This window comes from Asaia spathodeae NBRC 105894, assembly GCF_025994195.1.
Classification (GTDB): Bacteria; Pseudomonadota; Alphaproteobacteria; order Acetobacterales; family Acetobacteraceae; genus Asaia; species Asaia siamensis.
Genome location: NZ_BAPY01000073.1, coordinates 108,081 through 121,939, shown reverse-complemented (window position 1 = coordinate 121,939; position 13,859 = coordinate 108,081). Strand labels below are relative to the sequence as shown.

General features: G+C 60.3%; 12 protein-coding genes. 5 read left to right on the top strand and 7 right to left on the bottom strand.

The annotated features are described in order from the left end of the window. Positions 1-76 precede the first annotated feature (76 nt). The gene (locus tag AA105894_RS15050; protein WP_267312452.1) at positions 77-1,561 is read left to right on the top strand and encodes a mannitol dehydrogenase family protein; all 1,485 of its coding nucleotides are present in this window, start codon (positions 77-79) and stop codon (positions 1,559-1,561) included. 51 nt (positions 1,562-1,612) lie between these two features. Next, positions 1,613-2,665: a thioredoxin family protein gene (locus tag AA105894_RS15045; RefSeq protein ID WP_267312451.1), complete on the top strand. Its 1,053-nt coding sequence runs from the start codon at positions 1,613-1,615 to the stop codon at positions 2,663-2,665. Between the two features lie 55 nt (positions 2,666-2,720). Here the strand turns inward: AA105894_RS15045 and AA105894_RS15040 are convergent, their stop codons facing one another. The 6 genes from AA105894_RS15040 to AA105894_RS15015 all read right to left on the bottom strand — a co-directional run bounded on the left by AA105894_RS15040 (position 2,721) and on the right by AA105894_RS15015 (position 10,565). After that, positions 2,721-5,057, bottom strand: a complete 2,337-nt coding sequence (locus AA105894_RS15040) for a TonB-dependent receptor (protein WP_267312450.1) — start codon at positions 5,055-5,057, stop codon at positions 2,721-2,723. A 634-nt stretch (positions 5,058-5,691) separates the two neighbouring features. Beyond that, positions 5,692-6,552, bottom strand: a complete 861-nt coding sequence (gene nadC, locus AA105894_RS15035) for a carboxylating nicotinate-nucleotide diphosphorylase (RefSeq protein ID WP_267312449.1) — start codon at positions 6,550-6,552, stop codon at positions 5,692-5,694. After that, entirely contained in the window at positions 6,549-8,045 is a 1,497-nt protein-coding gene (locus tag AA105894_RS15030; RefSeq protein ID WP_267312448.1) for an L-aspartate oxidase, read from the bottom strand. The genes nadC and AA105894_RS15030 overlap by 4 nt, the downstream gene beginning before the upstream one ends. Positions 8,046-8,055: 10 nt before the next feature. Further along, entirely contained in the window at positions 8,056-9,033 is a 978-nt protein-coding gene (gene nadA, locus AA105894_RS15025) for a quinolinate synthase NadA (protein ID WP_371869851.1), read from the bottom strand. Positions 9,034-9,198: 165 nt separating this feature from the next. After that, on the bottom strand, positions 9,199-10,086 hold the full coding sequence (locus AA105894_RS15020; protein ID WP_267312447.1) for an NUDIX hydrolase: 888 nt from the start codon (positions 10,084-10,086) through the stop codon (positions 9,199-9,201). Then, positions 10,083-10,565, bottom strand: a complete 483-nt coding sequence (locus AA105894_RS15015) for an NADH-quinone oxidoreductase subunit B family protein (protein WP_188426027.1) — start codon at positions 10,563-10,565, stop codon at positions 10,083-10,085. The genes AA105894_RS15020 and AA105894_RS15015 overlap by 4 nt, the downstream gene beginning before the upstream one ends. A gap of 237 nt (positions 10,566-10,802) precedes the next feature. Between AA105894_RS15015 and AA105894_RS15010 the strand changes: the two genes are divergently transcribed. Genes AA105894_RS15010 through AA105894_RS15000 form a run of 3 tightly spaced genes read left to right on the top strand, consistent with a single transcriptional unit; the run spans position 10,803 to position 13,152 of the window. Next, entirely contained in the window at positions 10,803-11,609 is an 807-nt protein-coding gene (locus tag AA105894_RS15010) for a 3'(2'),5'-bisphosphate nucleotidase CysQ family protein (protein ID WP_267312446.1), read from the top strand. Then, the gene (locus tag AA105894_RS15005) at positions 11,606-12,616 is read left to right on the top strand and encodes an L-threonylcarbamoyladenylate synthase (RefSeq protein WP_267312445.1); all 1,011 of its coding nucleotides are present in this window, start codon (positions 11,606-11,608) and stop codon (positions 12,614-12,616) included. The genes AA105894_RS15010 and AA105894_RS15005 overlap by 4 nt, the downstream gene beginning before the upstream one ends. Next, the gene (locus AA105894_RS15000; protein ID WP_267312444.1) at positions 12,616-13,152 is read left to right on the top strand and encodes a hypothetical protein; all 537 of its coding nucleotides are present in this window, start codon (positions 12,616-12,618) and stop codon (positions 13,150-13,152) included. Before AA105894_RS15005 ends, AA105894_RS15000 begins: the two co-directional genes overlap by 1 nt. Before the next feature lie 149 nt (positions 13,153-13,301). Here AA105894_RS15000 and AA105894_RS14995 read toward each other — a convergent pair whose 3' ends face one another. Then, positions 13,302-13,829, bottom strand: a complete 528-nt coding sequence (locus AA105894_RS14995; protein WP_267312443.1) for a hypothetical protein — start codon at positions 13,827-13,829, stop codon at positions 13,302-13,304. Between the last annotated feature and the right edge of the window lie 30 nt (positions 13,830-13,859).

Sequence of the window (13,859 nt, the reverse complement as noted above, 5' to 3'; positions counted from 1 at the left end):
CGAACACGCTGCTTCAGCTACGCCCCTTTTGCGCGATTTTTTCCTTTCCATGTCTCGTGATCCTTCAGGACAGCCCATGATCGCTCTCAATCCAGAGACCCTCTCGACCCTCCCTGCCAGTGTCGAGGTTTTTCCCTATGATCGAGCCTCCCTGAAAGCAGGGATCGTGCATCTGAGCGTTGGCAATTTCCATCGTGCCCATCAGTGCTGGTATATTGATCGTCTTCTGAGCCAGCCGGGTAATGAAAGCTGGGCCTTTTGCGGGGTCGGCCTGATCGATGACGCGACCGAACGCCTGAAGCTCGAGGCCTTTCCCGCACAGGATAATCTCTACACGCTCACGCGCTATGCTCCTGACGGCACGACGCGACATCAGGTGATCGGCTCCATGCTCGATTATCTTTTTGCGCCTGCCGACCCGCAAGCCGTTCTTGCCCGCATGGCAGACCCCGAGACGCGCATCGTGTCGATGACCATTACCGAGGGCGGGTATAATCAGGACCACGCGACCGGCAGCTATCGTCTGGAAACGCCACTGACCCAGCGTGAACTCGCCGCACCGACCAGACCGGAATCGGCCTTCGGCTATATCGTCGAGGCCCTGCGACTGCGTCGTGAGGCAGGCATTGCCCCGTTCACCGTCATGTCCTGCGACAATCTGCGCGATAATGGCGTCGTGACGCAGCGCTCGGTCGTCAGTCATGCGCGCGCGCTCGACCCGGCACTGGCGACGTGGATCGAGGAGAATGTTTCCTTCCCGAGCTCCATGGTTGATCGCATCACCCCTGCCGTGCTCAAGGAAGATGCCGACCGGGTGAACATGGAATGCGGTGTTCATGACCGCCTGCCGGTCATTTCGGAAGAATTCGCCCAGTGGGTGATCGAAGACCGCTTCGTCAACGGGCGCCCGGCACTTGAGAAAGTCGGTGCGCAGATCGTACCTGATGTGCATCCGTATGAACTCGCCAAGGTGCGTATGCTCAATGCCTCGCATTCCATGCTTGCCTATCCCGGCCAGCTTTCGGGGCTCGAGACCGTGCGCGATGCCATTATCGACCCGCAGATCGGCAAGCTTGTCGAGCGCTTCATGAGCCTCGATGTGATTCCGCATCTGAGTGCCCCGCAGGACATGCCGCTCCCGGCCTATCGCGATCTCGTCATTGCGCGTTTCAGCAATCCGAATGTCGGCGACAGACTGGCCCGCATCACTGGCGATGGCGGCAGCAAGCTGCCCGTTTTTCTCGCCCCGAGCTGGAACAAGCTCGTGGAATCCGGCGGAACGCTCGATCGCGTGGCGTTCGTTCTGGCCTGCTTCATTCGCTATCTCGGCGGGCGTACCGATCAGGGAACAGGCTTCACGCCTTTCGAACCTGCCCTTTCCGAAGCACAGCGCAAGCTGGCTGAAAGCTGGGATACGGTGTTCACCATGACGGTTTTCGAGAGCTTTACACTCGACGACACCCATCGCCGGATGATTCGTGAAATGGCGGAAAGCATGGAACAGAGAGGCACAGAGGCCGTTCTGGCTGAACTCCTTGCGGCAGAACCTGCCAGCGCCTGATCCCTCAGGCCGGAACGAGACTGCCGCCTTTTTCGTCCAGAGGCGCCTTTCATGCTCGCATTCTCATCAGCGGGACGCTCATTCCTGCGCTATTCCGGCCTGAGCCTTGCCCTTGCGCTTTGCGCCGCTCCGGTGGCGCGGGCGACACCCCTCGCTTCGCTTTCCGGGGCGACATCATGGCTCAACACCCAGCCCCTGTCTGCCGATGCGCTGAAGGGCAAGGTCGTGCTGGTGGATTTCTGGACCTATTCCTGCATCAACTGCCTGCGCGAACTGCCTTATGTCGAGGCCTGGGCCGACAAGTACAAACCCTATGGGCTGGTCATTATCGGCGTCCATGCGCCGGAATTCGCGTTTGAAAAGAACCTCGACAATATCAGGAAAGCGGTCACGCGGTTTCATATCGGCTTTCCCGTTGCCGTCGATAACGACCGGGCCATCTGGAATGGCTTTGGCAATGAATACTGGCCAGCCGCCTATTTCATCGGCGGGGATGGCAAGATCCAGGCCCATCATTTCGGCGAAGGCGATTACGACAATTCTGAACGCTTGATTCAGACCATGCTGCGTGAAAATGGGGCGAAGGATGTTCCGAGCGATCTGGTCCATCCCAAAGCCGTCGCCGAACAGGTCGAGGCCGATCAGTCGGATATCGGATCACCCGAGACCTATATCGGCTATGAGCGCGCCAGCAATTTCATCTCGACCGGCGGCGCAATTCAGGATGCCCCCAATGATTATGTCATCGAGCGGGCTCCTGCCCTCAACCAGTGGGGTCTGAGCGGCAACTGGAGCGTGGGGCCGGAATCAGCGCGTCTGAACAAGGCAGGCGGCGCCATCGTGTTCCGCTTCCATGCCCGTGATCTGCATCTCGTGCTTGGCACCGTGAAGGGCGACGCGCCGGTGAAGTTCAGATTGACCATCGACGGCAAGGCGCCCGGGGCCATGCATGGCAGTGATTGCGACGAGAATGGCAACGGGACGGTGACAGGACAGCGCCTTTATCAGCTCGTCCGTCAAAGCGATGACGCTGTAGGCGAGCACGAATTCAGGATCGAATTCCTCTCGCCCGGCGTCGAGGCCTTCTCTTTCACCTTCGGCTGAACAGGAGGGCGGTTTCGTCAGCCTGCGGCTCAGGGGGCTTTCGCCCCCTGCCTGATCAGAAGCTGGTGGAAACCGTACCGGTCATGGTGAAGCGGGCGGCAGTCATGAAGGAATTGCCATAGCCGGTATAGGAGGCAAGGCTGCCGCTATAGACCGTGCTCGGATCCTTGGCGCTGTAGATGGCGCCCATGGCCCCGGTGCGCACGATCGATCCCGTAACATTGGCAAAGTTCAGCTTGATGGTAGGCGACTGGGCAATACCCATCGGCTTGAAGCGATAGCCCAGCGAGATGGTATTGGTCACGAAGCCCGGCATGCGCTGGTCGCCTGCCACGCTGACCGATTGCGGGCCGGTGTAATGCAGGCTCGCATTGCCGAAGAACCCGGCATATTTATAGGTCAGACCGAAATTCGCCAGAACGCGCGGCGCCATGATGGCCTGCGTGCCCTTCGAATTCAGCATGGTGTTCGTATAGGGATCGAGCACATTGCTGTCCTGCACGGCATGCAGATATTCGACCGAGGCATAGGGGCTGAAACCGTGGATCGGGCGGCCCGAAATCATGAAATCGAAACCGCGCATATGCTGGTTACCGATCGAGAACGGCTTGAACTGGTTCATGCCGAGATACTGGTTCACGATGCGGTTGGTGACATTGTAATTGAAGAATGAGGCATCGAGGATGATGTGCTCATCATGATAGCGATAGCCCAGTTCTTCCTTGATTGAATACTGGTTCTTGGGGATCGGCACGCTCGTATAGAGCCAGCCCAGATCGACTGCACTCGGCTGACGATAATCGCCCTCGGCATTGAGATAGATCTGGCTGTGTTCGTCGATCGTATAGCCGACCGAGAGCTGAGGCAGAGGCTCGGTACGGTTATTGGCCATACGGCCATAGAGATCCTTGTTCCAGGTATTGGCCATCACGAATTTGAAGCCAGCCTGGATATCCAGCTTGTCATGCAGATATTTGGCGTGATCTTCGACAAACAGGCTGTGGATCTCGGTGCCTGCATTCTGCTGATCACCCGCATCGATACGATAAGCCGCCCAGTTCGGGCTCGGGGCTGCCCCGTTATCCATGGTGTAGCTGGTGGGGTAGGATTGCTGGGTATAGTTGTTTTCATACCAGTAGCCGAACGCCACATGGTTATGCCGGTCGACATCGATCCCGAGCTTGGCGACGGCGCCACGGCGCTCTGTTGCGCCTTGCAGGAAGTAGCTGGTGACATTGCGCGTCGAGCCATCGGTCTGTGTGACGGTACCGCCCGGTGAGGCATCCCAGCCCCTGCCGAGATTGTAATAGGGCTGGAGATCGAAAGCGAGACGACGGGTCAGAACGACATGGATCGGGGCCGAGATGAAGACCTGATTCCAGTAATCGGTGTTGTTCTTCCAGTAGTTGATATTATTGGAATTGGCGGACCTGCCGTATCCCTCTCCCGTGTGCTTGTACCGGTAGAATTCCTGCTGGGTCGGGTAGTTGTCGATCGTGAAATCTTCCCAGTTCCACGAGACGAAAGTCTTGGCGAAAGAGCCGTTCTGCCAGAACTTGTTCAGGCCGAAATCGACATGGCGACGGTCATTGATACCCGCCCCCATCCAGCTGCGCGTATGGGTGTTTGAAAAGGAGACATAGCCACGCACACCGCTATGACCGATCTCGCCCGTATCGAGACGGATGAACTCGCGGGACAGATTATTCGTGCCATAGGAGAAATCGACAAGACCGCCGAATCTCTTGTCGGGCGTATGGGTGGTTTCATTCATCGTGCCGCTGGCTGCAGACATGACTGGCAGCGCAGTCTCTGAACTGCCGGGCGTCAGCGAGACGGATTCAACGTTTTCGGTATCGATATTCTCGGTGATGTATTTCGCTGCGGCAGCCGGTGCCCCATCGACCAGAAGCGCCATATCCAGATCGGTCAGGCCGCGGGTCTGGATCTGCCCACCCTGCATGCCATACGGATCCGGCGTGCTAATGCTGACGCTGGGCAGGTTCTGAATCAGATCAAGCGCCGTGCTCGATGGGTTGCGCATCGAGATATATTCATGATCGACGGTCTGCACGTTGCGCGGGGCATGTTCGATACGCATCATGCCGCCACCGCCATTGAGCGCCTGCCGACTGGTCGTGACCGAGATCTGCTCTTCCCCCCTGGCTTCAACCGGTCCTGTGTGCGCGCGCCGCGCGGCAGGTGCCGTCTGTGCGACCGGCTGACGGGCACCCTGTGGCTGAGCAGCAGTTCTGGCAGCGGCCTGCTTGTGAGAAGTCTTTGCATGGGCGGCAAAAGCAGAGCCTGAAAGCGCGATGGTCGACATCAGGCTTGTCGAGACCATCAGACAGGCAAAAGCCATGTAGCGCGGCGAGGGGCTGCGTGACGTCATACAGAATCCTATCGTTACGAACGTGGTGAGCCACTGGCTGCGTCCAGACCGGGGGGCGAAAAACGCCTGCCTCCAGCCGGGCCAGACCCGGAAACCGCTTTTTTGTATACAAGACGAAATGATACCGCAACGAATCATTTCACCTGACTTTCACAAAATTCGCAGCTTCGTTGTGCGAAAGTCACGCTCACAGACAGAATAGATCAAGAAACCATTCTTTTTTCCGTTTAATTTCTTTTGCACGAAATGCAGTCGTTTATTGCGCGTATGCATGCAATGGCCGGCACCCTGAACGGCGAGGAGACCCGCCGTGGCTTTCGCCGGTCACTCGGAAATTGCCGGTCTGTCGATATCGAGGGTCAGGGCAAAAGACGCGCTTCGAACCTTCGCGATGTCTCTCGCGAAAGCGTGGGTGCCGCTCCGTTCGCGTGTGCTCTGTGGCGAAAAATGCGCTTCCAAGCGGCCCTGTTGTCGCTATGGGGCGGAGCGCTCACCACCGGCAGGCCCCGTCCTATGCTGGCAGATGCAATGACAGATCTCGCAGCCTGATCGCACCGCCACTTCAGGAAAAGGAGTTCATCCCTCCCCTGCTTTCCTCAAGAGGCGGCGCTGGTAACCGGGGTGAAGCCGCTTTTCAGAGATCGATATCGAGGCCGATATCCAGCGCCTTGACGCTATGGGTCAACCAGCCAAGCGACAGCACCTCGACACCCGTTGCGGCAATAGCCGGGGCCGTTTCCGGCGTGATGCCACCGGAAGCTTCAGTCACGGCGCGGCCATTTACGAGCTGCACGGCCTGACGCAGCATGTCGACGGGCATGTTGTCGAACAGATAGGCATTGGCCCCGCCATTCGAGAGCGCGGTCTCGAGCTGATCGAGCGTATCGACCTCAAGCGCTACGGCCATCAGATGGCCCGCGCGCTTTCTGGCGCCTTCGAGTGCTGCGGCCACACCGCCGCAAAGCGCGATGTGATTGTCCTTGATCAGGATCGCATCATCAAGGCGATAGCGGTGATTGCTGCCACCGCCTGCCTTGACCGCATATTTCTGCACAGCACGCAGCCCGGGCAGAGTCTTGCGGGTGCAGCAGATACGCGCATTCGTGTCCTGAACGGCATCGACCACCTGTCGTGTGGCGGTAGCGATACCGCTCAGATGCGACAGCAGATTGAGGGCCGTGCGCTCACCACCCAGAATGGTCTCGGCACTTCCCTCGACCTCGGCCAGAATATCGCGTGGCGCGATACGACACCCATCCTCCTTGAGCGCCGTAAAACCGATCCGGGAGTCGAGCAGGGTAAAGGCAAGGCGCACCGCGCTCATGCCTGCCACCACCCCTTCATGACGGGCGCGAAACACGGCGCGCAAACGCTGTCCGGGCTGTGCGATGGCATAGGTGGTGGCATCACCCCCTATCCCAAAATCCTCGACGAGACCGGCGCGAACAACAGGTTCCCACATCAGATCCGGCAGGGGAGAAATGAAAGAACTCATGCGTAGACAATGCTCCGTTCCTGAAGACCGATATCCTTCAGGGTAAAATGAAAACGCTCGGCCTCAGTGGCCCCCTGACAATCGACACGCCAGTGACTACCCCGGCTTTCGCGTCGGCGCAGGGCCGCAGAAGCGATGGCAGCGCCAACCAGCGCGTGATCGTCGCGATCGGCGAGCGGGGTGAGATAGGTGGCAAGCGCCTCAAGCCCATCCTGATCACGGAGAATACCCGCCCCTTTATCCATCTGCTGGCCGAAACTTGCTGCCCCCAGCCGCGCCGGACGCGATGGATCCTGACAGGAATGGCGCTCGCGCGGCCCGTTATTAACGTCCCAGGCGACAGCCCGCCCCATGACGAATGCCTCAAGCAGCGAATTGCTCGCCAGACGATTGGCACCATGCAGCCCCGTGCATGCCACTTCGCCACAGGCCCAGAGCCCGGCAAGACTGGCGCGACCATGCAGGTCGGTCGCAACCCCGCCCATATGATAATGCACCGCTGGACGCACCGGAATGGGCTCGCGATCCGGATCGATCCCGTGCTGTCGGCAGGAAAGCGCAATACCGGGGAACTGGCGTGAGAAGATCTGTTTGAGCCCCTTTCCCGTCTTGCCGCTTCTGGCATCGAGAAAAACGCGATGCCCTTCGAGGCGATGCCGCGCAATCGCCCGCGACACCCGGTCACGCGACTGCAACTCGTCGGTGAAACGGGTGCCGGTCTCGTCAATCAGTACGGCACCAGCGCCTCTGACAGCCTCGCTGATCAGCGGCGAGCGCGCGCCGCCTGTTTCAACATCGAGTGCAGTCGGATGAAACTGCACGAATTCCATATCCGCCAGTTGCGCCCCGGCGCGGGCCGCTGCAGCAAGGCCGCGCCCTGTATTGCTGTTGGGGCTTGTCGCCCCGGCATAGAGCGCCCCTGCCCCGCCACACGCAAGAATGCAGGTATTGGTCGGAATAAACTGCCCCGTATTGAGCCAGACACCGCGCACCCGCCCCTCGACCGCATGGATATGTTCGAGTGTCACGCCATCGAGCACCACAATGCGTGGCAGGCTTTTCACCTGGGCAATGAGTGCCTGCATGATGCCAGCGCCGCTGCCGTCGCCGCGCACATGGGCGATGCGGGCACGCGAATGCGCGGCTTCGAGATGCAGATCGAGGCTGCTGCTCCCTTTGCGGTTGAAGGCGACGCCCCAGTCGAGCAGGGTCTCGATAGCAGAAGGCCCGGCTCCGATGATGGCCTCGACGGCCCTGCGATCGCACAGACCGTCACCGGCAGCCAGCGTATCGCGAATATGCAGTGCCACATCGTCGTCATGACCGATGGCGGCAGCCAGCCCGCCCTGCGCCAGCATGCTGGCGGCTTCCTCACCAAGCGGGGTCGGGCTGAGAACCACACAGGGCCTGTCGAGATGCAGGGCAGCGGAGAGTCCGGCGAGCCCGGCCCCTGCAATGACCGGCCAACCTGCAAACCGGGTGAGCGTCATCATCACGGCGCCCTCAGATGGCCAGCATCCGCTCGACCGCTCGACGCGCCTGCGGAAAGAGCGCCTCGGGAATGGTGACTTCCTCTTCCATGTTTTCCAGCGCGCGACGGATGGAAGACAAGGTGATGCGCTTCATATGCGGGCAGAGATTGCAGGGACGCACGAATTCCACTGCCGGGTTGAGCGCTGCCAGATTATCGCTCATCGAGCACTCGGTCACGAGCAGCACCTTGCGTGGCTGTTTTACGGCCACGAATTCCATCATCCCTGCCGTCGAGCCGGCATAATCGGCCTCGGCCACCACGTCAGGCGGGCATTCGGGATGGGCCAATACAACCACGCCGGGATGCATGCGGCGATACTGACGGATTTCGAGAGGGGTGAAGCGCTCATGCACCTCGCAATGACCGGGCCAGGTGAGCATCTCGATGCCGGTCTCGTTCTGGATGTTCTGCGCCAGAAACTCGTCAGGAATCATGATGACACGCGGCACACCGAGGCTTTCGACAACCTTCTTCGCATTGCCGGAGGTGCAGCAGATATCGGTCTCTGCTTTCACAGCGACCGAACTGTTGACGTAGGTGACGACCGGCACGCCGGGATAGGTCGCCTTGAGCGCGCGCACATTCTCGGCCGTAATGGATTCTGCAAGCGAGCACCCGGCCATCGAATCAGGGATGAGCACCGTCTTTTCCGGGTTCATGAGCTTGGCGGTCTCGGCCATGAAATGCACGCCCGCCATGACGATCACCTGCTCCTGGGTGTTCTGCGCCTCTCGCGCCAGAGCAAGACTGTCACCGCGTATGTCGGAGATGCAGTGAAAGATCTCGGGGGTCTGATAATTATGCGCGAGGATCACCGCATTGCGTTCGCGCTTCAGGCGCAGAATGGCCCTGATGTCATCGGCGAAATTCTGCTCCCAGTCCTCGCGGGTCATCAGGCGGGAAACGGGCTCGTAAAGCGCATCGCTGCGGTCTCTGACGAGGGTCATCTGATCCATGAGATCCACTCCGCTCTTTATGCTCTTATTGAGCATAATAGGGATAAAACTGTTCGTTCCCTTACATTGGGATCGCCCCCCGGTATTTCAAAGCCACGATCCCGTGATTTCGATGAATTTTCCAGCCTTTGGAAATCCGGCCGCCACGGCGTCGTTTCAGATCGATCGTGCGATGGGCAGTTTCGACCCCATGAGATGACGCGTGCCAATCACGGCGCCCTTGAAGCGATAGAGCCGCGCCGGGCGCCCCTGAGCCTGCATTTCCGCCTCGCCGGTTTCCTCCACCAGATCCTGGGCAAGAATGAGCCTGCGGAAGTTCTGTTTATGCATCGGGCGCCCGGCAATGGCCTCGACCGTGCGCTGCAACTGCCAGAGGGTGAATGTCTCGGGCATCAATTCGAACACGACGGGGCGATAGCGTATCTTCGCGCGCAATCGGGCCAGAGCCGTGGCCAGAATACGCCGCCTGTCCGACGGCATGGAGCGCCCTGGCGCGAGCCATGACGCCGGATGGCGCGATTCCGGCAAAAGCCCGGCCTCCCAGAGCAGCTCGTAACGGTGCAGCACGAGCTCGTCATTCCAGGGTTGCCCGTCGAGCCCGAAGGTTTCGGCACATCGCCACAACCGCGCCGCATCACGCCCTGCCCATCGGGAGAGCGCGCGGCCTATATCTGCATCGAGCTGCTCGGCGCCTTTTTCGCGCCGGTTCTCCCATGGGAAATACTCATAAAGCCCCCGCCAGCCTTCCTGCGCATCCTCGAGCCGGGTGAGTCCCATATAGGAGATACGGATCAGCCTTGGCTGATCCTGACCACCAGCCTCTTCCCCCGTTGCCTCGGCAAAGGTGTAAAGCTGTTCGATATGCCCGAGATGGCATTGTGTCTGCTGTTCGACCCAGAGCCTCATCCCCCGCTGCAAGGAACGATGGGCAGTTTCGAGCGGACCGGAGGGCAGATTGCGCCCATGATCGAGGGTCAGGACCAGCGGCATCTCATCCTGCACCGCAATCAGCACGGCCACGAGTTCCGAGCGTATCTCATTCATGCCGAGACGACCCGGCCTGTCGTGAGCAGAAGCAGGCCACGCAGGATTTCTGCCGGTGTCGGCGGACAGCCTCTGAGCGCCACATCGCATTGCTCCACGCCGGAGAGACCGGCCTCCATGATTCCCCCGAGCGTTGCATAATTCGTACTGAACGGCCCCTGCCCCAGCGCGCAATCGCCGATGGCAACAACGCCCTTGGGTGAGGGCATGGCTGCCCAGCGGGCCTGAAGCGCAGGCAGCAGGGCGCGCGTCACACACCCGACGACAAAAAGCAGTTCGGCATCATGGGGGGTATCGACAAAGCGTATGTCATGTCGCGCGAGATCATACGCTGCCCCCTGCAGGGCATTGGCCTCGATCAGACAACCATCACAACCGCCACCGGCAACGAGATGCAGCGTCAGGGGACGCGGTGCCGGTGGCAGGGCGCTGCGGGGCCGCCAGCGATGGGCGTCCAGAAGCGCGCGCAGGTAAATCATGGACAGATCCGCTCATTCAATTCGACCCGGATTTGACCACAAAGAATGCGCCCGAAAAACCCCCGTCCCCGTCGCGTCATCGGTTCACGCCCTGTTCGCCCGGCCCGGTCGACAGGACCGGAGCACGCCTGACCGCAACCCGAAGCCAGCGTGGCGCGCCATCAACAACGGGGGCAAATTGCCGGGCTGCGTCGTTTTGCCCATGACGATATGCACAAGTTGCGGTAAGCCGGAAACATGACCTGCGACACTGCCCTCCCTTTCGATGCCGATGCCTTGCTCGCCCTTGCCGCCCGACTGGCAGATGAGGCCGCAACGCTCATCAACGCCATTCGTGACCGTGGATTTGAGACGATCATCAAGGCCGACAAATCACCGGTAACAGAGGCTGATCAGGCAGCAGAGCGTCACATTCTGGCCGGTCTGCGCGCTGCCACCCCCAATATTCCTGCCATCGGGGAAGAGGAAGTTGCCAACGGCACCTTTGTTGAACCCGGCGAGACCTACTGGCTGGTCGACCCTCTGGACGGGACACGCGAATTCGCTGCCGGACGCAATGATTTCACGGTCAATATCGGGCTGATTCACCAGAACCGTGCCGTTCTGGGCGCCATGGCGCTGCCCGCCTATGGCCAGCTCTATACGGGTCTGGTTGGCAAGGGTGCCTGGCGTCGTGACAGCAATGGGCTGACCGAGATTTCTGCGGTTCTCCCCCCGGAAGACGGTTTGCGCATTCTCGCATCGCGCCATTATGCCGATGATCCGAGGCTGAAAGAGTGGCTGGCGGGTCGCAAGGTCGGCACGCTGGGCAATATCGGCTCTGCCGCAAAATTCGCCCGCGTGGCTGAAGGCGCCGCCGATTTCTACCCGCGCCTTGGCCCGACCATGGAGTGGGACACGGCCGCGCCCCAGGCCATTGTCGAAGCCGCTGGCGGCCATATTCTGGATGAGCAGGGGAAGCCGCTCACTTATGGCAAGCCCGGCTGGTTCAACCCGCCCTTTCTGTGCACTGGCCGTCATCCCGCAGGAGAGCACGACGCATGACCGAGATCCTGAAAGCCGATCCCGACGCCATCGCCCGTGCCGCCGCGCTTCTGCTCGACGGCAAGCTGGTCGCTTTTGGCACCGAGACCGTTTACGGGCTTGGCGCTCTGGCCACGTCGAACACGGCCGTTGCGCATATCTTCGCTGCCAAGAACCGCCCGCGCTTCAACCCGTTGATCAGCCATTTTGCCAGCACCGAAGCTGCCTTCGCCCATGTCGAGCCGACCGAACTGGCCTATCGCCTTGCCGAAAAATTCTGGCCCGGCCCGCTGACCATGATCCTGCCGCGCAAGAGCGGCTCGACCATCTGCGATCTGGCCACGGCAGGTCTGCCGACAGTGGCGTTGCGTGTGCCACGCGGCAAGACGGCCCTGGCCCTTCTTGAGGCAGTCGGTCAGCCCGTTGCCGCGCCATCTGCCAATCCCTCAGGCCGTGTCAGCCCGTCCGACGCTTTTCATGTGCTGCGCAACATGCATGGCCGTATCGATGCCATTCTTGACTCCGGCCCCTGCTCGGTCGGGCTGGAAAGCACCGTGATCGATCTGTCGCGCGAAGTGCCTTTCCTGCTGCGTCCAGGCGGAATCACGCTTGAGCAGCTCGAATCCGTGTGTGGTACGATCCGCAACCCCGATGATTATGCGACCAAGCTGCCCTCATCGCCGGGCATGCTCGCCTCGCATTACGCGCCTGGCCTGCCCGTGCGGCTGAATGCCGAGTCGGTTAGCGAAAACGAGGCCCTGCTGGCTTTCGGTGACGCGCTTCCCGGTGCCGGACTCGTCTATAATCTCAGCGAGACTGGCGATCTTGAAGAAGCTGCCGCGCGTCTTTTTGCCGGGCTGCGCTTTCTCGATGGGGAAGGCCAGCGCCGGGGGCTGCAAACCATCGCCGCCATGCCGGTACCCCGCCATGGGCTGGGCCTGGCCATTCTCGACCGTTTGCGTCGCGCGGCGAGCCCGCGCCCTGTCGCTGGTGGCGATGACGACGATCTGGAGAGCATGATCGGCTGATGTCCGGCTCGTTCGACCCAAAGGAACTCAAGGTTCTCTCGGATATTCTTGCGCTCGTTCTCGAAGAGCAGGAAGGGCAATCCATCGCAGCGCTCAGCGCGCTGCGCTCACGTGCGAAGAAAAGCGCCATGACCGGGGGGGCACTGAAAAATCTTTTTGTCGCCATTGCCCCCAATCCACCACCTCGCGCCAAACCCAGAGCGACACGCTCGACGAAGACCGCCGAGAGCGGTGCCGACACACTGGCTGCCCGCCAGCAGATCGTGACGCTCACCAATAATCTGCGCCAGATGGATCTCGAATTGCGCAATTCCCGCGCAAGACTGGAATCCGTAAGGTCGGAACTGTTTCAGACCCAGCAATCACGCGCTGAGCTTCAGTCGAAACTCCTCACCAAGGAGTCACGCAAACCTTTTGCCAGAATTCTCATCTGGTGCGGTTTTGCAGCAGGAATTCTGATCGGCATTGCAGGCACGCAGTTCATTCATTCGGTCGTGGATACACCGCGCATGGATCGCTCGATCTATCTTCGCTGAGCGAGACAAGCCGCTCCCCCTCGCGCCCGGCGGGGCGCAAGCCTCGACGAATGACTGTCCCGACTATTTGTCCTTGTTTGACGCTGCTTCGACAGCACAAAGCCCGAGAAATGGCGGTATGACCTGACGCGTCTGCTCGCAGTCAGGTTTCAGTCACGCAACCCACCCATGATGGGTCGGAGCTCAACGCGGCTCTGGCTGCGTCGCCGGACAGGCGGGCGGGGCTGGCATGAGACGAAGTAGAGCCCCATCGTGAAAATCATGTTCGATACGATCATGAAAAGACTGGCCAGCATCAATGCGCCATTGCCGGTTACGCCAACCCATAATGAGTAGATCAGAAAACCGACATTGAGCGGGCGCATACCAAACAGCATCGAACGCAGCGGATTGGCCTGACCCGGCTTGACCAGCCCGCGCATTCTCATGATGGCGAGATAGAAAGCGACGAACAGGACCCAGTTCAGAATATTGAACACGGAATCACCAATCGAGGCATAGCCGCTGATGGAAAGGATGACGATCGCAGCCAGGAAGAAGACGATCGCCCCGAGTTGCAGGCTCATCCCGAGTTCCGCCGAAGGGAGCTTTTCGGGCAACCTGTCCGAGACCGGCTGAAAGACCCTATCGAGCAGCCAGAGATCGGCCTGATTGATGCGTTCGACAAATGTGGACATGGGACTGATTTACCGCGCTCGCGCTCTTCA

Coding starts and splice junctions, on each gene's coding strand:
- AA105894_RS15050 (WP_267312452.1), top strand. CDS start 77: ATGATCGCTCTCAATCCAGAGACCCTCTCGACCCTCCCTGCCAGTGTC.
- AA105894_RS15045 (WP_267312451.1), top strand. CDS start 1,613: ATGCTCGCATTCTCATCAGCGGGACGCTCATTCCTGCGCTATTCCGGC.
- AA105894_RS15040 (WP_267312450.1), bottom strand. CDS start 5,057: ATGACGTCACGCAGCCCCTCGCCGCGCTACATGGCTTTTGCCTGTCTG.
- nadC (WP_267312449.1), bottom strand. CDS start 6,552: ATGAGTTCTTTCATTTCTCCCCTGCCGGATCTGATGTGGGAACCTGTT.
- AA105894_RS15030 (WP_267312448.1), bottom strand. CDS start 8,045: ATGATGACGCTCACCCGGTTTGCAGGTTGGCCGGTCATTGCAGGGGCC.
- nadA (WP_371869851.1), bottom strand. CDS start 9,033: ATGACCCTCGTCAGAGACCGCAGCGATGCGCTTTACGAGCCCGTTTCC.
- AA105894_RS15020 (WP_267312447.1), bottom strand. CDS start 10,086: ATGAATGAGATACGCTCGGAACTCGTGGCCGTGCTGATTGCGGTGCAG.
- AA105894_RS15015 (WP_188426027.1), bottom strand. CDS start 10,565: ATGATTTACCTGCGCGCGCTTCTGGACGCCCATCGCTGGCGGCCCCGC.
- AA105894_RS15010 (WP_267312446.1), top strand. CDS start 10,803: ATGACCTGCGACACTGCCCTCCCTTTCGATGCCGATGCCTTGCTCGCC.
- AA105894_RS15005 (WP_267312445.1), top strand. CDS start 11,606: ATGACCGAGATCCTGAAAGCCGATCCCGACGCCATCGCCCGTGCCGCC.
- AA105894_RS15000 (WP_267312444.1), top strand. CDS start 12,616: ATGTCCGGCTCGTTCGACCCAAAGGAACTCAAGGTTCTCTCGGATATT.
- AA105894_RS14995 (WP_267312443.1), bottom strand. CDS start 13,829: ATGTCCACATTTGTCGAACGCATCAATCAGGCCGATCTCTGGCTGCTC.